This window comes from Streptomyces sp. NBC_00820 (assembly GCF_036347055.1).
Classification (GTDB): Bacteria; Actinomycetota; Actinomycetes; order Streptomycetales; family Streptomycetaceae; genus Streptomyces.
This window is the reverse complement of sequence record NZ_CP108882.1, coordinates 2,487,420-2,505,410: the sequence shown is the minus strand read 5'-3', so window position 1 is coordinate 2,505,410 and position 17,991 is coordinate 2,487,420. Positions and strand designations below refer to the sequence as shown.

At 68.3% G+C, this 17,991-nt stretch carries 17 protein-coding genes; 16 read left to right on the top strand and 1 reads right to left on the bottom strand.

Features of this window, described 5'->3' with window-relative positions:
* The first annotated feature begins 91 nt into the window (after positions 1-91).
* The 10 genes from OIB37_RS11440 to OIB37_RS11395 all read left to right on the top strand — a co-directional run bounded on the left by OIB37_RS11440 (position 92) and on the right by OIB37_RS11395 (position 9,028).
* Positions 92-727, top strand: a complete 636-nt coding sequence (locus tag OIB37_RS11440; protein WP_330457463.1) for a hypothetical protein — start codon at positions 92-94, stop codon at positions 725-727.
* A gap of 366 nt (positions 728-1,093) precedes the next feature.
* On the top strand, positions 1,094-1,777 hold the full coding sequence (locus OIB37_RS11435) for a class I SAM-dependent methyltransferase (protein WP_330457462.1): 684 nt from the start codon (positions 1,094-1,096) through the stop codon (positions 1,775-1,777).
* A gap of 11 nt (positions 1,778-1,788) precedes the next feature.
* Positions 1,789-2,226, top strand: coding sequence for a DUF6082 family protein (locus OIB37_RS11430; RefSeq protein ID WP_330457461.1), 438 nt, complete (start codon positions 1,789-1,791; stop codon positions 2,224-2,226).
* Positions 2,227-2,321: 95 nt separating this feature from the next.
* Positions 2,322-3,461 carry a lanthionine synthetase C family protein gene (locus OIB37_RS11425; RefSeq protein WP_330457460.1) on the top strand — a complete coding sequence of 380 codons (1,140 nt, stop codon included), beginning with the start codon at positions 2,322-2,324 and terminating at the stop codon, positions 3,459-3,461.
* A 62-nt stretch (positions 3,462-3,523) separates the two neighbouring features.
* Positions 3,524-5,023, top strand: a complete 1,500-nt coding sequence (locus tag OIB37_RS11420) for a hypothetical protein (RefSeq protein WP_330457459.1) — start codon at positions 3,524-3,526, stop codon at positions 5,021-5,023.
* A gap of 429 nt (positions 5,024-5,452) precedes the next feature.
* Positions 5,453-7,042: an ATP-binding protein gene (locus OIB37_RS11415; RefSeq protein ID WP_330457458.1), complete on the top strand. Its 1,590-nt coding sequence runs from the start codon at positions 5,453-5,455 to the stop codon at positions 7,040-7,042.
* A gap of 51 nt (positions 7,043-7,093) precedes the next feature.
* On the top strand, positions 7,094-7,498 hold the full coding sequence (locus OIB37_RS11410) for a roadblock/LC7 domain-containing protein (protein ID WP_330457457.1): 405 nt from the start codon (positions 7,094-7,096) through the stop codon (positions 7,496-7,498).
* A 1-nt stretch (position 7,499) separates the two neighbouring features.
* Positions 7,500-7,871: a DUF742 domain-containing protein gene (locus tag OIB37_RS11405; protein WP_330457456.1), complete on the top strand. Its 372-nt coding sequence runs from the start codon at positions 7,500-7,502 to the stop codon at positions 7,869-7,871.
* Positions 7,872-7,887: 16 nt separating this feature from the next.
* A complete protein-coding gene (locus tag OIB37_RS11400; RefSeq protein WP_330457455.1) occupies positions 7,888-8,469 on the top strand; it encodes a GTP-binding protein in 582 nt (193 codons plus the stop codon).
* Positions 8,462-9,028 carry a GAF domain-containing protein gene (locus OIB37_RS11395; RefSeq protein ID WP_330457454.1) on the top strand — a complete coding sequence of 189 codons (567 nt, stop codon included), beginning with the start codon at positions 8,462-8,464 and terminating at the stop codon, positions 9,026-9,028. Before OIB37_RS11400 ends, OIB37_RS11395 begins: the two co-directional genes overlap by 8 nt.
* A 1-nt stretch (position 9,029) precedes the next feature.
* On the opposite strand, the gene OIB37_RS11390 is transcribed toward OIB37_RS11395, so the two are convergent.
* Positions 9,030-10,229: an acyl-CoA dehydrogenase family protein gene (locus OIB37_RS11390; protein ID WP_330457453.1), complete on the bottom strand. Its 1,200-nt coding sequence runs from the start codon at positions 10,227-10,229 to the stop codon at positions 9,030-9,032.
* A 625-nt stretch (positions 10,230-10,854) separates the two neighbouring features.
* Between OIB37_RS11390 and OIB37_RS11385 the strand changes: the two genes are divergently transcribed.
* The 6 genes from OIB37_RS11385 (at position 10,855) to OIB37_RS11360 (ending at position 17,900) form a co-directional block, all read left to right on the top strand.
* A complete protein-coding gene (locus OIB37_RS11385; RefSeq protein ID WP_330457452.1) occupies positions 10,855-11,340 on the top strand; it encodes a response regulator transcription factor in 486 nt (161 codons plus the stop codon).
* 333 nt (positions 11,341-11,673) lie between these two features.
* Positions 11,674-12,333, top strand: coding sequence for an HAD family hydrolase (locus tag OIB37_RS11380; RefSeq protein WP_330457451.1), 660 nt, complete (start codon positions 11,674-11,676; stop codon positions 12,331-12,333).
* A gap of 176 nt (positions 12,334-12,509) precedes the next feature.
* On the top strand, positions 12,510-14,177 hold the full coding sequence (locus tag OIB37_RS11375) for a hypothetical protein (protein ID WP_330457450.1): 1,668 nt from the start codon (positions 12,510-12,512) through the stop codon (positions 14,175-14,177).
* Entirely contained in the window at positions 14,174-15,124 is a 951-nt protein-coding gene (locus tag OIB37_RS11370; protein WP_330457449.1) for a thymidylate synthase, read from the top strand. The genes OIB37_RS11375 and OIB37_RS11370 overlap by 4 nt, the downstream gene beginning before the upstream one ends.
* An 8-nt stretch (positions 15,125-15,132) precedes the next feature.
* Complete coding sequence (locus OIB37_RS11365) at positions 15,133-16,851, top strand: carbamoyltransferase family protein (RefSeq protein ID WP_330457448.1); 1,719 nt, start codon at positions 15,133-15,135, stop codon at positions 16,849-16,851.
* Entirely contained in the window at positions 16,848-17,900 is a 1,053-nt protein-coding gene (locus OIB37_RS11360) for a glycosyltransferase family protein (protein WP_330457447.1), read from the top strand. The genes OIB37_RS11365 and OIB37_RS11360 overlap by 4 nt, the downstream gene beginning before the upstream one ends.
* Positions 17,901-17,991: the final 91 nt, after the last annotated feature.

Sequence of the window (17,991 nt, the reverse complement as noted above, 5' to 3'; positions counted from 1 at the left end):
CTTCATCCCAACACGGCCATCGCCCACCATCAGGCCGGCCGTGGCCACTCTTCACCGCCTCAACCAACAGGACGCTACGGAGACACCCCACATGTCGCCGGACAACGAACTCGACCGCCCCACACACCCGCTTACCTCAACAGAGTCTTTCGCGGGAGCAGGCGGTGTGCCGCACTTCACCGCCCAAGCAGCCGGTAGTGACTTCTTCACTCGAGGTGGGTGGCACCGGGGGCCGGTCTCACTGAAGCAATCGGAGGACCGCCGGCGCCATCTGCATCGCGTCCGGTCGCGGTTCGTGTTCGACGCTAGCGCGCGACACGATCGGCTCGGCACTGACCGTCCACTGCGTGTCCTCGCCTACAGCCTGGTACTCAGCCGGCGGGCAGCACCCGACGACGACTGGGACACGCTTCAGGCGGAGGCCGAACAGTGCGGCTACGCCATAGGGGTCCGACTGCACGACGTGGCTGTTCCGACGGAGCAATACGTGTATCAGGCGACGTCAACTGCATCGCGCGGGGTCTACACGCCCCCCTGGCAGCGACCCGGCTGGATGGAGGTTCGCCGGTTGATCCGAGGCGGCTTCGCCGACGGTGTGATCGTCCTCAACCGGCATGCCATCAGCTCCGACGACAACGAGTATCACGCAGTGATCAGGGATCTGGGTGAGCGATGTGCGGCGTTCATTCATCTCGTGGTTCCTGAGGTCCAGGCGGGTCCGACTTGAAGGCGTCCTCTGCGGTGGATGGACGCGAGGGACTGGAGCTGGCGCCAGGTCAGCGCGCAGGTTCTTCTCGTCGCCGCCGTGTTCGCTGCGATCACCATCGCCTACAGGCTCGTCTGACCGGGGGACCACCATGACATTCGAGGGATACATCGATCGGCCGCCGTCCTTGCTCTCACCCCGTGAGCGGTGTGGAGGCTCGTCGGCCGTGCCACGGGCGGTTCGCAATCCGGTCCGCGAGGTCGGGCTCCGCCTGGTGAGGGAATACTCCGGTGAGGTTCGCACGGGCGGCTTGCAGGACTTGTGCCACGTACCTGTATCGAAGGACCGCTTTTCTTCCGGGACCGACGGTGGCCCAGTGGACGCGGCATGACCAAGCCTGTGGGTCGCATCAGTGCAACCCGTTGGGACGCCTGGCACCGCGAGGGACGCGCCGTGGACCGCCTCGTTAGTGACGCTGAGGTGGAGCGGGTCCGTATACACGTGGATGCGTTTGCAGGGGCGAGCGCGCTCGACGTGGGATGCGGCAGCGGTGGATTCGCCAGGCAGCTTCGCCGCTGGGGCTACGACGTGCTCGGGCTGGATGTCTCGCCTGCCGCAATCGGAACCGCCCGCAAGCTGGGTACCGATGCACAGTTGCGCTACGAGGTGCATGACTTTGACTCTGACGCGCCCACGAACCAGTTGCAGCCCGACAGCTTCGACATCATCGTCTGTCGAAACGTTTTGCCGTTCATCGACCACCAGCGCTTCATGGGTGATGCGCGCCGCTGGTTGCGGCCTGGCGGCCAGGTGTACGTACTGCTGCGCGTCTGGCCGGGACCGGATGTCGAGCCCAGAGAAAGGCCTTGGCAGCGCGGTTTCACCGAAGAGCAGGTGCAGGAGCTCCAAAACGGGTGGGCTGGCCAGGCTCGCTGTTGGCTCGGCAGGCACACGGCTCTGTTCCTGACCAGTGCCCCCTCGGCGGGACTTCGCCCCGGACTCCCTGATCGCGCACCGGCTCCGCCTGACCGCATGGGTACCGCCCGGCCCGGAACGCCACGCCTCCAGTGAAGGAAAACCACATGCAGATCAATCACGCCGTTCTCCTGGTCGTTGCTGCCGGAGTCGCGCGGCTTCTCCAGGTCGAACGGCATCACAGGCGTGAGACCGTGCTCCGAGCCGCGGGCATGCATCAGGCGTTGCTGGCGGACGTTGCGGCGAACCCTGAGCGGTGGGTGCTCACTGGCGAAGAGATGTCGGCGGAAGAGTACGCGCGGCACGTCAACGTCAACCGCCAAGTAAGTCTCCTGGCGGCTAAGTTCCGGGTGGGGCTGCTCGACAGGCGCACCTTGCGGGTTCAGGCGCATTCCCTGATGCGCCATGAGAATGTCCGCGAGTACTGGGCACGGGTCGCAGCCTTCCGCGAGGACGAGGCGTTGGACCGCATCGACGACGTCTTCAACGCGATCCTGACGGACGAATGCGCGCTGTTCTCGGGCCGGGATCCCCTCACTTCCTGAGACGAAAGGTCACCGGCTGCTGTTTGCAGGCACTGGCTGCCGCATCCCGCCTGCGGCGCCCTGTCCTAGATCACCCGCACTGAAGGAGCAACGCGGTGTTCGCCGTACGAACCCACGACGCGACCCTCGCCAGTCGCCAATCCCTCACTCATGGCTCGCTGGGTGTTGCACTTCTTCATGTGGTGCGCGCCCATCGCGGATCCGGCCAGTGGCCAGCGATTCAGCGGCAGCTGTCTGCCACAGGGCCACTGATCGACGGCGCCGCGGCAAGCCTGTATTACGGGGCGCCGGCGATGTCCTACGTGCTGCATGTGGCTGCCGCTGGCACCGACCGGTACGCGGGCGCGTTGAACACGCTCGACCGGATCGTGGCCGCGCTGACCCGGCGGCGCCTTGCCGCCGCACACGCCCGTGTCAGTGCTGGGCGGTTCGCGTCTCACGCCGAGTACGACGTCATCGGCGGATTGACTGGCCTCGGTGCCCTGCTCCTGCGACGTCAGCCCAGCGGTCCGGAATTGACTGGCGTCCTTGACTACCTTGTCCGGCTCACCGAGCCGGTGACCGTGGCCTCCGGTGCGAACCTGCCCGGTTGGTGGAGCGGCCGGGAGTTGGCCGTCGGCGGTGTTGCGCCCGCGGACGGGCGGGCTATGGCCGGCATGGCGCACGGTATAGCTGGCCCGCTCGCCCTGCTGGCCTTGGCCAAGCAGCGAGGGATCACGGTTGCGGGCCACGACGAGGCCATGCGCCGGATCTGTCGCTGGCTCGATCAGATACGGGTGACTGACCACCGTGGCACTCGGTGGCCACGGTGGATCAGCGCGCAGGGTCCCGCCCCCGCGATCCCGGCCGCGCCCTCCTGGTGCTCCGGCACACCGGGATTGGCGCGCGCTCAGCAGCTCGCCGGGATCGCCCTAGGCGACGCGGATCGTAAGCGCATGGCGGAGCGCTCGTTACTGATGTGTCTGGCAGACCACCAGCAACTCGACCAGATCGTCGACAGGAGCCTGTGCCACGGGTTCGGTGGTCTGCTGCGCACGGTGCAGCGTGTTGCGGAGGACGCGGAAGACCCGCACCGGTTCGCCAACCGGCTGAAGCTGCTCGATGAACGGTTCCGCCTGGCCGGCCCCCCGGAGGAGACCGGGTTTCTCACAGGCGCGGCCGGAGCAATCCTCGCCTACCAGAGTCTCGACGCCGCAACGCCCTGCGACTGGGACATGTGCCTGCTCCTGGCCTGACCGGCGATGCCCCTGCCGCAGTACTTCCTCCCCGCACCGACCACGAGAAGGGAATCCCCCGCATGCGGCGCCCGACGCTCCTCTACGCCATACTGGAAAAACGTGGATGGCTGCGCTACGAGGTATTCGCGACACAGCTCGCCAACGCAGGCATTCGGGCAGCCAAGCATTACGACAACCCGCGCCTCACCCGGCTGAAGAACGTCACCAAGACCACGTATACACGGTGGCTTTCCGGATCGCAGGAACCACGCGGTGAGGCGGCAACGGTTCTCGAATTCTGGCTCGGCCACAGCGTAAAGGAGCTTCTCGGTCCGGCACCGGAGCGCGAATTCGTGCTCGCCAGGAGTCCCCACGACGCGTCGCTTGCCGCCGCGCACAACCTGGACATCCTCTTCGACACGTCCTTCCTCTCCGTCGCGGCACCGGTCCCTGGCACCGGTGGCGTGTGGCACCTGGACGGTCTGAGGGTCTTGGACGGCACCTCCGTGTCGGTGCAAATGTATGAGGCCGCCCGTGAGCCCGGCTGTGTTGTGATCGGCCGCGAGGATCTCGACCATCTGAGGTACTTCACCCGTTCCACACGCCGGGCATTGGTCCTCGGCTCCCTGGGCGCACAAGGCGGCGAGGATCTGTATGCCCTCGACGCTGCCCAAGCTCGGCGCCAGCTCGCGATGCCCATTCAGAGGCTCCCGATCCCCGCCCCGTATCGCCTCGATGACGTGACGTACGCCTTGTTGTGGGCCTGCCTGAACGTGGACGACAGCCTCCTGGCCGATGACTGCGCCCTCCACGAGGAGCCGCAAGGCCTTGAATTCCACCTGGCGCACTCACGCTCAGCGGCGGCCAGGACCGCGTACGGAGATCTCTCCAGCGTCGGGTCCCTGTGGCTCGGCTCTCACGTCTGCGCGATGTTCGTCGACCGGCATCTCAAAACCACCGACATGCCGGTCATGTGGTCGCGTACCCAGTTCGGTGAACAGGCGGCAGCGTGGCTACTGTTCCGCGACCGCCACGCCGTCCTTCAGCTCGCCGTCGACCGCGGCTCCGGCCTCGACGGCACACCTGGCTGCGTACTGTGCGTCCCCGAGCCGGCGGTACGCAGCAGCGAGCCGTATGAACGGCTGTTACTGCTCCTCGCCGCTGCGCTGATGGAGTCCTACGGCCTGACCGTCTGGGTCAGCTCACAGCAGGAATACTCCGAACTTCCCGACTTCCATCTAGCCTCGCACCAGCATGTCGTCGTGGCCGATTGGCTGGGGCGTGACGCTGTATGGAACGTGGAGAGCGTCGAAGGAGCAGGAAGTGCCGATGCTTTCGTCCAAGCAGTGCAACAAGGACAAGCTCAAAGCGTCGCCGGAGGTGTTACGCCCAGCAAGCGGATACGCGCGCTCGCCGACTATCTCGAGCTCGGCCCCGATTGGGTACGCCTGGTCGAGCGCTGCCGGGAACTCGGTGCCTACGGAACGGCTGGGCTGATGCGGACGCGCACTCGGCTGATTCATACCGGCGAGATCGATCGCGCCTTGAAGTTTCTCGGCGCGCTCGACGCCACTTCGTGAGGGTGCTGTCGCGTAGTCGAATGCTGGTCGTTCTCGTGTCGCACCGCCGGCCAGGACCTGATCCTTGATGTCGAATCACTCTGAACGTCCGATTTCCGATCGTTCAACCGCCCACATGTGGAAGGAAACGACTCGTGAACGACTGTTCCTGGTGTAGCAACGATCAGTTGTAGCGAGCACGCTGTATGTGACTCCTGATGCGGTTGGCAGTAGGCGGTCGTGCGGGGCTGGTGGTCGCCGGTCAAGAGCTGCGTCCGACCGGGCGGGCGGCACTTCAGTTCCGTAAGGGCACACAGCGCCTCTGCTCGCTGATAGTCGGATGCTGCCGTTCCGGCCGGTTCCTGGCTGACGATGCGCCTGCGTCAGGGGATCACGGCGCATCGGCGTGATGCCGAAGTCTTAACCGTTCCTGTCTTTTTGAGGACATCCATGTCTGAATGCGCGTCGCCCACTGCGGCATCGCAGAGTGGGGCTCGTAAGGGCGTCCGGCATCGCCGGAGCCGCAAGAAGGATCCGGATCCCGCCGGCCGCGAGGTGCGTAGGGCTCTGGCCGGTCTGGTGGTTCTCCCGGCAGCGGGCATTTTGCTGCTGGCGACGGCCGCCATCGTGGTCGCTCCGGCCGTCTCGCGGGCGGGAGCCGGATACGTGGTCACCGCTGCCGTGGCGATCGGGGTAGGGGTGCTCTGGCCGGCGTACCGGGGGGCACTCACGGTCGCCCGGAGCGTCGAGGAGGACAGCCGTCTCGTCGCGGAGTGGGTGACGTACCTGCTCGGGCAGGTCCGGGCCGGCACGGACGAGGCGCGCGCTGCGACGGTCCGGCTACGCAGAGGCCAGCGTCCACTCGTGGCTTGTGAGGACGTGGCCGTGGAGGGCGACCACCCCTTCGCCCAGCTGGCGCGTGACCTGCATGGGTACCGGAAGGAAGTGGGAGAGGCCTTGGTTCAGGCGGAAGGCCAGCGTGTGCGGGTCTTCGTCAATTTCTCCCATCGTCTGCGCGGCCTGGTCCAGGCTGCACAGGCGAAATTGGACGACGTGGAGAGGGATGTCGAGGATCCCGATCACCTGGCTCGCCTGTACGGGGTGGACCACGACGTCACCCGGATCAGTCGCGCGGCCGAGAGTATGGCGGTCATGGGCGGCGCCCGGTTGCCCAGTCACGAAGACCCCTCTTCCGTGCGGGGCATTCTGCGACTCGGCATCCAGGAGATCGACCAGTACAGGCGAGCCAAGGTGATCGCCGCGCCGGACGCTCACCTGCCGGGGTATGCCGTGGCTGCCGTGGCTCACCTGCTGGCGGAGCTTTTGGAGAACGCCACCGAGTTCTCCAGGCCCGCTACCCAGGTCGACGTGCGCGCCTCGCTGATCCCGCTCGGGCTGCTCGTCGAGATCGACGACAAGGGCGGCCTGAGCATGGACCGCGAGATGCTCGCGCGAATGAACGACCTGCTCACCGACCCCGAAGAGTCCGACACCAGCGCGGAGTTGCTCCGCCAAGGCCGCAATGGCCTCTACGTCGTCGCCTCTCTCGCTCACCGGTACGGCATCACGGTCGAGCTGCGGGAAAACCTCTACGGCGGTATCCAGGCCGTCGTCATCCTGCCGCAGGCGCTCTTGGAAGCCGGCCGCCTTGAGGTGGCCGAGCAGCAGGAGGCCCGCAGAGCGGCACTCAGCGAGCCCATGCCCATGGCGCACACGGCACCACCCGAGCGTCCCGCTCGGTCGCGGGCCGCGGCGCGCGCCCCGATGGCACACGGGCGTGCCTCGACGCCGCCGGTAGCTCCGGCCGAGCTGTATCTGGTCGGCGGTGGCGCGGCTGGCGATACGGGGTCGCTGCCTCAGCTTCCCGTCCGGCCCGACGTCGACTTCTCCGGGCCGGACGAGAACTCCCGCGAGCAGGCTCCGCTCGGATCCACGTCGCAGTCCGGCGCGCTGCCCACAGAACACAGCTGGCAGCTCGCGGCGAACTTCACGAGTGGATGGGACGCCGCCGCGGAGAACAACGACGGCGGACCGAAGTGAGCAGCCCCGCCAACTGTCCCCCGTCCTTCTTAACCACAGGAGATGATCACCGTGTCCAACGCTGAAGACATGGAATGGCTGCTGTCCAACCTCGTCGCAGCCGTCCCGCAGACCATCGGCGCCGTGGTGACGTCGTCGGACGGCATACCCAAGCACTTCCACGGAGTGGACCAGGACGATGCCGACGCCGTCAGCGCGGTGGCCAGCGGCGTCTTCTCCCTCTGCCGCGGTGTGAGCCGCTTCTTCCCGAAGGACCCGAAGGCCCCGGCCGTCCAGACGATCCTCGAGACGTCCGTCGGGCTGATGTTCGCCGCCCGGGTCGGTGACAACAGTGTGCTCGCGGTGCTGGCCGAGCAGGGAGTCGACGTGGGGGTGGTCGGCTACCAGATGCGGATGCTGGCGAACCGAGCGGCACCGATCCTGGGCACCCCGGCGCGGACCGCTGCGGCGGGCTGACATGCTGGCCTCCGACCATGGTCCCTCCGCCGCCGGCAGTGGTCCGCCGCGGCTGCGCCCCTACTCCGTGACCGGCGGACGCACGCACCCGCGTGTTCCGTTGGAGCGCACCACAGTGATCAAGGCCCCGTTGATGGCGGTCCCTCCACCCCCGGAGGCGCTCGAACGCTCGGAGGCGTTCGCGATGTGCCGGGCCGAGAGGCTCACGATCACCGAGATCGCGTGGCGGCTGCGGTTGCCGGTGCAGGCCGCCAAGGTGGTCGTCGGTGACCTGATCCACGAGCAATTCCTCATGACCGTCGCCGTCGATCAACCTGACGCTAAAGCCCCTGAAGTCCTGGAGAGAGTCCTTGCAGGCCTCCAAGCCCTCTGAGCCAACGATCGGCCAGGTGAAGATCGTCATCGCTGGCGGCTTCGGCGCTGGCAAAACCACCCTGGTCGGCACCGCGAGTGACATCACGCCGATCTCGACCGACGAGCTGATGACCACGGCCGCGATCGGCACCGACAGCCTTGACGGCGTCGAAGGAAAGACCACCACCACGGTCGCGTTCGACTTCGGCCGCATCCACCTCCGCAGCCAGGGCCTGGAGCTCTACCTCTTCGGCACCCCTGGCCAGGAACGCTTCCAGTTCATGTGGGAGGACATCGTCCAGGGCGCCCTCGGCGCCGTGATCCTCGCCGATACCCGCCGGCTGGCGGACTCGTTCGACTCCGTCAACTACTTCCTGCGGCTGCGGCTTCCCTTCATCATCGCCGTCAACCAGTTCGACGACTCCTCGCGGTACCCGATCGACGCCATCCGCCAAGCGCTGCGGCTCGATCCGGAAACACCCGTCGTCGCCTGCGATGCCCGCGACCAGCGCTCGGCCCGCCACGTGCTCATCTCGCTCGTCAAGCACGCGTACGCGGTCTCCCTCCGCGCACGCCGTCCCTCCTCATCCCCCGTCCGGAGTCCCCACCATGTCTGACCTCGCACGCGCCCATCGCGAGCTGCAAGCCCAGATCCCCCAGCGCCGGGCGCGGCTGCGCCAGCTCGGCCTCGACCGCCCCGACGAAGAGTTCGACCGCTTCGCCCAGGCCCTGGGCCGCACGTCGGGCATACCCGGAGCGATGGCGATGGCCAACGCCATCTCCAGCCAGCAGCTGTTCACCGGGCTGCACCTGCCCTCGGCCGAAGACCTCGGCTCCGTCGCGGAAGCCGAGGCCCTGGCCGCTGCCGTGGGACGGGTCATGCCCCTGGAACATGGTTACTGCCCCGAGACCATGAACCGGAAGGTGCCCCTGACCCTTCCCGACGTGTGCGCGAAGGCCGACTTCGCAGGCAACGAAGTCGTCGACCTGATCAACATCCGCACCTATCTGGGTGTCCGCCTGATGGACAAGGAGCTGGGGATCCCGCTCATGACGATCTGTGTCGTCGGCCGTGAAGCCCGCCCGATGGAGGACGGACAGCGGATGCTCGCCTTCATCAAGGAGCGGGAACGGCAGGCCCAGTACCTCCTCGACCAGCGCATCGACGCGCTGTAGGTCACACCGGCACCACCGACGGCGCGGGGCCAACAGCGAACCGCTGGGACCACTGGCCCCGCGCCGTCGCACCTCGCGCGAGCCGCGCCAACCTCAGCCTCTGCACGTCGCTCGTCCCAGCCGGCGAGAAGATCAGCTGAGCATCGCGGAAGAACCGCTCCATCGGCCCGGCCATGCTCGCCCCCGCCGCGGCGTGCACCTCCATAGCGAGCCGCGCCGACTCGACACCGAGTTCGTAGCCCATCAGCTTCGCCGCCATCAGCGTCCCATCACACGCCACACCGCGGTCCAGCATGTCGGCCGCCGCGTACGCGAGAGTTCCGGCCGCGTCCAGGTTGGCCAGCATCTGTCCCAGCCGCTGCTCCGCCGTGCTCAGCCGGCTCAGCGGACGGCCATAACGCTCCCTCTCCTCGGCAAAAGCCAGCGTCTCCTCCACGGTCGCCCGGTGCACGCCGAGCGAGACCGCGGCCAGATTGGCCCGCCCGTACAGCACACTCGAAGAGTCAGCGGCGTCCTCGCCCTCCCCCACCGCTCCGAGAAGATTCTCGTCCGGCACCCACACGTCATCCAGCACCACAGTGCCGAAGGAGAAGCCGTTCAGGCCCATCGCCGGCACATGCGGGCGTACCGAAACCCCGGCCCGCGCGCTCTCCACCAGGAACGCCGACAACTCGCCCTTCGCCCCGGTCCGCACGACCACGCAGTGCAGGTCGGCGACGTGGCTATTGCCTACGTGCACCTTCTCCGCACGCAGCACCCACCCGCCGCTGCGCTTGCGGGCCGCCCCCTTCGCCCCCGCGATGTGGCTGCCAGAGGCCGCCTCCGTGACGGCGATCGTCGGCAGGCACTCGCCTCGGCAGATCGCCGGCAGCCAACGGGCCTTCTGCTCCTCACTGCCGAAGTGATCGATCATGCCGGTGGGGATCAGCGACGCCTGGGCCGAGGCCCCCATGGCGCCGCACACCCGCGCCAGCTCCTCGATGACGATCGTCTTGGCAAGGTGCCCCGCGCCCATCCCTCCGTACCGGGCGCCAAGGGTCACGCCCATCCATCCGCGTCGAGCAGCCCTGCGGATCAGCTCGACATCAACGCTGCGGGTCTGCTCCCACTCCGGTACCCGAGGCAGCACCTCTGCCTCGGCGAACGCCCGGACCGCAGCCCGCAGCTCGTCGTGGCGCTCCGTGGTGAAGCAACCGAACACCAGCCCTCCCTCGACAGGCCCCGCGGGGGACCGCTAGCGGCGTAAACGGCGTAGCCGCGACAGCAAGACCTGCCGAGCTGACCGCCACTTCTCCAGGCCAGCTGAGGAGTTCAACCCACCCCAGCAGACTCGACCCCCACCGTGGCGACTTTTCGCCCTCGTTGCACCCACGCGCCCGAGTCGTTCAGACGTCGTTTCCGCAGCGGTCATGCCTCACCCAGAGCATTCCGGGGCAGAGAATGCCGGTTTGGCGTGGCCAGCCTCCACGAGGCCGTACGCAAGCGACCCGCGAACGATCCCTCACCAGCTGGCCACGATCGGCGCATTCGGCCAGAGTTGTGCCTGCCCAGGCAGCCGAACCGGTGTACGGGCGGCCAGTCCGCCCTTATACGGGCGAAGCGCTTCGGCAGCCCGCTCCCGATGTTGGATCCGGGAGCGTGCTTCGGCAGCCTGCTCCCGGACGGCACCCCCCGTTGCGACCGGGAGCGGGTCTGTCGAGAAGTCCGGCCCGCCTGCGTTGCCTGCGCGGGCCGTGCCCGGGAGCCGCCTCCCGGGCCTGGCCTGAGCCGCGACGAAGCCGGCGCCTCACTGTCCACACGCCTTCACCCTGCCAAGGACGATCGCCATGACCGCCGCCGTTGCACCCAGGTTGCTCAGCCAGGGCGAACTGCGCATCGCCCGCCTCCTCGCGCTGGGCAAGACAAACCACGAGATCGCCGACGAGCTTGGCATCGCTCTGGCAACAGTCAGTGTCCACCGAGTCAGCATTCGCAAAAAGCTTGGGTGCCCCTTCCGCTGCTCCAACGCGGTCCTTGCGCACCACCTGTATGAGTCGGGGGAGGTAAGCCCGCCGAATGCCGTCACTCCGGTGCCGGAGCTGAGTGGGCAGGAGGTGGGCCTGATCCACGCCATCACCGAGAGGACCAGGCCGTACGACATCGCGCGCACCGCCCACGTGGCCGCCCGCGACTTCCATTCGACGCTCGCAGAGCTGCTCGACAAAACCGGAGCGGCCAATACCGCCCAGCTCGTCGCATTCGCATACGCCTGGAGCTTGCTCGGCAAGGAGCCGAGGCAGCAACCCGCCATCGGCAACACCCAGAGCGACTGACGGCCAGTGGTTGGAGCGCCCGCGCAAATGAAGGCACTCGAACGACCATCGAACGACTCGTCGGCGGCTGGCAGCGAGCGCAGTCTTCATTCAGAGTTCGCAACCTGAGGGTCCTCGCAGCGGCTGACGTGCTTTGCAGTTACGAGGCCGGCGCGACCGCATGCACGGGGCGCTGCTCAACGTGGCCTTAAAAGAGGCAGGGGTCCGGATCAGTACCCCGAGTACGAACTCAAACCGGCTTCGGCCCTCTGAGCCGCGAAAGCCATCCTGACGAGAAGGATGATTATGACCGTTCCCGTTCCGGATTCGCCACCAGCTCCACCAACGCCCAGCATGCCAGCCAGCGCCAGCACGTCGCGCGCTCTTCTCCTCGACCTGGACGGCGTCCTACTCGACACCCGTCCGGTGATGCGGAAGGCGTGGCGGAGGGTCCAACAGCTGCACGGCATCACCCTCCCGTTTCACGACTATGAGCGCCACCTGGGGCGCGAATTCGGCGACATCATGCAGCGACTGGGCGTGACCGACACTGAGGCAGTTCGCCGGACGTACGAAGCAGAATCCGTCGCCGCCGCGCACCTCGCGCAGGAGTTCACCGGCATCGCCGAGATGCTCCACGCCTTCGTGGCCGCCGACTGGCGGCTGGGTGTGGTGACGTCGAAGCACGTCGATCGCGCGGCACCGCTCCTGGCGCGCCTCGGATGTCCCTTCGCGACCATCCGTACGCCGGCGGGAGCGGGCCGGACGAAGCCCGCCCCGGATCCGCTCCTCCTCGCCCTGGTCGATCTGGGAGTCGATCCCGCTGCAGCCGTCTACGTGGGGGACATGGCGGTCGACCAGGAATCGGCCGTCCGCGCCGGCGTTGCCTACATCCACGCCGGATGGGGATACGGGCAGCCCACCGCCCCCGCCCCCGAGACAGCCGCTTCGCCCAGGGAACTGCTGCGCCTTCTCCAACCCGCCGAACAGCCCGTCGAGCGGAGCAAGGTGTGAGTCCCCGCACGATCGGTGGTCTGGGCCTGGTCCGCTCCTCCTTCGCGGGGAAGCCGTCATGGGCTCTCGTCGGAAGCGGCCCCCTGGCGCACGCGGGAACCGACCGCATCCACACTGCGGAACTGGAAGCCACGGCCGTCGACCGGCAGGAACTGCGTGCCTGCGTTGAGGACGCCATGGCTTCCCTCGACAACTATGGAGCCTCGCTGGCCTCCACTCCGGGCGGAGCCGGCTGGCTCCACGTCCAGCACGTTCCTGTGCGGCGCTTCGTCGCCGAGATCGTGTGCAAGCTCCTGGCCCTGAACGCCTGGGCGCCGTTCGCCTCGGCCTCAGGGCCCCTGGCCCTGGCCCCGTACGAGGGACTGGTGGGACTGCGTTCGAGCAGCTCGCGTGAGTACCTGGCCTACACCGTGACCTGGTCCGGCATCGCGTACCTGCTCGGGGCTCCGGCACCGTACAACCCGACCCGCTCCGCCCAGCTACGCAACCGCGCCCGGACAGGTACGGCGAACACGGAGCCGAGTCCACTCCCCTCGAACCTCGGACGACAGGACGTTCTGGCTCTGTCCTGGACCTCCCGCCACGCTGCCACGCTGATGCCGGTTCTCACCGAACTGGCGCGCGACGGGCAGAAGAGTCTCCTGCTCGATCTCGCCACCGATCCCGCGGAGCGGTGCAGCGCGGGATCGGTCACGGGCATCGAGCTGCGCTCGGCTCCGAGCGAGCTCTTCACCCTCTCCGGCACCGCCGAGGGACTCTCCCTGCCAGACGACGAGCACGTCGTCCGCGTGAAAGGCCACGGTGTTCAACTCGCCCGGCTTGTGCGGCTCTTGTCGGTGCTGCTCGAAACCAGCGGTGGTTGCACACAACCGTCGTGGCGGACCACGGTACGGGCGGAGAGTTGGCTCGACGACCTGCTGGCGACAGCCCGGCCCCACACCGTCCTCCTGAGCAACGACACCAGCCCCTTGGGCGTGCTGGCTGCCCACGCCGCCGAGCGACACGGCGCGAATTCGGTTCACGTCCAGCACGGGGCGTGGACGGCGGAATCGGTCGCCTGGCCGGCCCTACACAGCCGCGACATCGCCGTCATGGGCGAACGAGACCTCGCTCTGGGCCAAGCGTGGGTGCGTCACCCCAACGCCGAGGTGCATGTACTCGGACAGCCCCGCTTCGACATACTCGCCGGCCTGGGCCGCCAGGCGCAGCGGCGGTACCTGGAGAAGCTGCTGGCTCGGGGGGACCGCCGCGCGCCTGCCCGGATTGCGGTGTGGGCCTGCCAGCCCTTCAGCCTCAATCACCTCAAGTCCCATGCGGACCTCCTCCTGGATGGACTCGGCACGGCGGACGGCGACTGGGGTCTCGTCATCGCTCCGCACCCGGCTCAGGGCGCCGATGCCTTCGCCTCTCTGGTGAAGCGGGACGGCGGGCCGCTCGTGGCCGTGGCCGATCCCCGGGTCGGGGCACGCGGCTGCCTCGCCGGCGCTGACGCCCTGGCGAGCGCGTACTCGACGTGCGGAATCGAAGCCGCGCTGCTCGGCGTCCCGGTCCTCGAAATCGGTCCGCCAGGCGAACGCACCCTGGACCTGGCCGGCCACGGTCTCGCGACGCGGTGCCACGACGGCGGTGGCGTTGCCGAAGCGCTATCCGCACTGCGCGAGCCGCGTACGCCCATCCCTCAGTCCGCCCTGGACGCGGTGTGCCGGTGGCGTGGCGATAGCGCGGCTCGGATCGCTCGCCTCATCACCGACCGCGCTGCATCCGCCCCAAGGGCCGGCGACTCCACCCACCAAGACGCGGGCGCCGCTGCGTCGCCCGAGGACGAAGGAGCATCTGTCCGATGACACACCTCACCGCGGACAGCATGGCCGAGCTGTTCTCCGGCGCCGTCACGCTGGCCAAATCCGGCGAGAAGGTCAGCCCGCGGGGCATAGCCACCCGCGAAGTCCGTGACGTGCACCTGCTGCTCACCCAGCCGCGTGCCCGTCTGCTCTACGCCCCGCCGGCCCGCATCGTGAATCCGGCCTTCGCGGTCGCCGAGACGGTCTGGCACCTGTCCGGATCCGACGCCCCGTGGATCTTCGATTACAACAACCGGCTTCGGCAGTTCGCCGACGACGGCATCCTCCTGGGGGCGTACGGACCCAGGATGCGGAACTGGGCCGGCAAGGTGGACCAACTGGCCCGCGTCGTGGAGATCCTCCAGGCTGACCCGGACTCCCGGCGGGCCCTGATCCAGCTCTACGACCCGGCCCAGGACGCCGCCGGGCACAAGGACGTGCCCTGCACCCTCGGATTCCGGTTCCACCTGCGCGCCGGCCGCCTGCACATGGCGACCACGATGCGCGGCCAGGACGTATGGATCGGCATGCCGTACGACGTGTTCTTCTACACCGTGCTGCACGAGTTGGTCGCCGGGTGGCTCGACGCTGAACTGGGCGAGTTCCACCTGCACATCGGGTCGCTGCACATCTACGACGAACACGTCGAGCAGGCTGACGCACTGACCTCGCTCTCGGCCAGCCCGATCATGCCCGACCTGCGGACATCCTGGACGGGCTTCACCGGCCTGCTCGACCAGGTCGAGGCCCGCGACGTGACCGGCCACCCCGGCTGGGACACGATGGCCGAGACGTTACGCAGCTACCGGCTGTGGAAGGACGGCAACCACGAACAGGCATGGCGGGCGGCCGACACGATCGACGGGCCTCTCGGCCAGGCCCTGACCGCCTGGTACGGAGAACTGCAACGGCGCTCGGCCAAGCGCGCCGCGACGGCCGGGACGAGGTGACCGGAGCCATGAAGCGCACATGTTCCGTCGTCCTCGGCCTGTGCTCGTTCACCCACGACTCGTCGGCCGCCCTCCTCGTGGACGGTGAACTCGTCGGCTTCGTTGAGGAGGAGCGCCTCTCCGAGCAGAAGCACACCAAGCTCTACCCGGCCCGCGCCGTGGAGTGGCTCCTCGACCAGGCCAAGCTGAGCGCCGCCGACGTGGACGCCGTCGCCTACAACTTCCAGCCCGCCCAGTACCTCGCCGAGTCGCCCGCCGCCCTGCGCATGGCGCTCTCGCCGACGACGCGCGACCGGGGCCTGGCCCGCGCCCACGGGTTCGCCAAGGTGGCCCTTCGTACTCGGCGGCGGCTGCGTGTCCTCGGCAGCCAGTTCCCCTCGGCCCACGTGACACCGGTCCTGCACCACCGCGCCCATCAGCTCACCGCCTTCGCCGCCTCCGGCTGGGAGGAAGCTGCCGTACTCGTGGTCGACAGCCTCGGCGAGCGGCAGACCACCACCATCGCCCGCGGCCACGGCACTCATTGCCCCCGCGCCCGGACCCTGGAAGCGATCAACGACCCGGCCTCCCTCGGGTACGTGTACGGCGCCGTCACCGAGCACCTGGGCTGGCGGCGGGGTGACGAAGAGGGCACCGTCATGGCGCTGGCCGCCCTCGGTGACCCCGCCCGCTTCCGCCACCTGTTCACGAGGGCCGTACGTACAACGGCTACGGGCTTCCACATCGACCCCATCTACTTCCCGACGCGCACCCTCACGTCGGGATACCCGAGGACATCCCGGCGGTTCGTCGCCGAGACCTGCCCCGAGCGGCACCCGAGCGAACCACTCACCGACGTCCACCGAGACCTGGCGGCTGCCCTCCAGGAACGGACTGAGCAGGTGATGGTCCATCTCGCACGCCGCGCCCGTGTGCTTACCGGCTCCCGGCGCCTGTGCGTGGGTGGCGGCGTCGCCACGAACTGCGTGAGCATCGGGAAGATCATCGAGTCCGGCATCTTCGACGAGGTGTTCGTCCCGCCGGCACCAGGTGACGCCGGAACTGCGATCGGTGCCGCCCTTGCCGTACACGCCGACGGACGCAGCCCCGGCCCGGTCACCGGCATCGCCCACCGCTGCTACCTCGGCCCCTCCTACGAGGACCAGCCCCTCGACCTGACCCCCTGGCCCGGCCTCCGCCAGAAGACTCTGGTCATCGAGACCGCCGAGTTCCTCGCCGACCAGCTGGCCAACGGCATGATCGCCGGACTGTTCCAGGGCGCCGTCGAAGCCGGGCCGCGCGCCCTGGGTAACCGCTCGATCCTCGCCTCCCCGCTGGAGCCCGGCGTCGTGGAGCGCCTGAACGCCACCGTGAAGTTCCGCGAACCGTTCCGGCCCTTCGCCCCCATGGTCCCGGCCGAGCGCGCCGCCGAGTTCTTCACGCTCGGCCAGCCGGCGCCGTACATGTCCATGGCCTCCGGGGTGACTGACCAGACGCGTGAACGTGTGCCCGCGATCGTGCACGCCAACGGCACCTCCCGTCTGCAGACCGTCACCCGGTCGCAGAACCCGTTCATGCACGCGGTGCTGACCGCCTTCGGCCGCCGGACCGGCGTACCCGTGCTGATCAACACCTCCCTCAACGTCAAGGGCAAGCCGATCTGCGGGACACCCGAGATGGCACTGGACTGCCTGGCCAACTCCGGACTCGACGCCCTACTCCTCGAAGGGCGGTGGATCACGAAGTGAAGATCGGATACAGCTTCTGGGGCTTCCTCGGCAACGGAGTGACCGACACCCCGGACGGAGGACGCAGCCACCGCCGCCCCTTCATCGACACCCTCCTCGCCCGCGGGCACGACATCGTCTTCCTACAGGCCGACCGCGACCGCCTCGAAGCTGGCGACGACCTCGGCGACGCGTACGCCTTCGACGACGGCACCCCCGCCATCGACGTCCTGTTTTTGGAATGGCGCTGGGCGATCCCCGGCCGCAACACCACGCTCTGCGGGACCGAGGGGCACACCTGTGACCTCCACCGGCAGGCCCAGCTCATCAACTACTACACGGTCCGGCACCGAACGCCCACCGTGATCTGGGACAAGGACCGCACCCTGCGGGCCGACAGCGTGTGGCGCCGTACGCCGCACACCCGCGTCTGTGAGGCCGCGCTCGCGCCGACCCTCGGCGCGTACTCGCTGCTCTTCCCCGTCGCCGAGGACCTCCTCGCCCAGGCCGATCCCCTCACCCTCGCGGCGCGGCCTCGGGATCTCGTGCTCGGCTACGTGGGCAACCAGTACGACCGGGACGAGCCCTTCGAGCGCTTCTTCGCCCCGGCCGCCGCCCACGTCGACCACCTGGTCGCCGGGAAATGGACGAAGATCGACCGCTGGCCGCACGTCCGCTTCGCGGGCCGGATCCCGTTCGAGGCCGCCGCTGGCGTCTACGGCCGGTCCCTGGCCACGGTGCTCATGCTGCCCGAGCGGTACTCCGCTGTAGGGCAGATGACCCAGCGGATCTTTGAGGCTGTGCTCGCCGGGTGCCTGCCGCTCGCCCCGGCGGACATCCGCTTCGCCGACCGGTTCGTCCCGAAGGAGCTGGTCGTCCGCTCTGACCGAGACGTGCTCGAACGCCTCTCCTACCTGCGCGAGATCGCCGGCACTCAGCAGCACGCCGACCTGATCGCCGCGTGTGTGGACCGGCTGAGCCTCTTCGGCATGAATAAGCAGGTCAACACCGTGGAGTCTGTCTTGCACGTGCTCGTCGGGACCACCGCGACCGAGCAGGGAGCTGCCTGATGCAGACCGCTCGATCGGCCAAGGCACCTGGATCATCCGGTCGTGTCCCGGGGGATGGGCCCGCCGGACACCCGAACCTCTCTACGCTGGA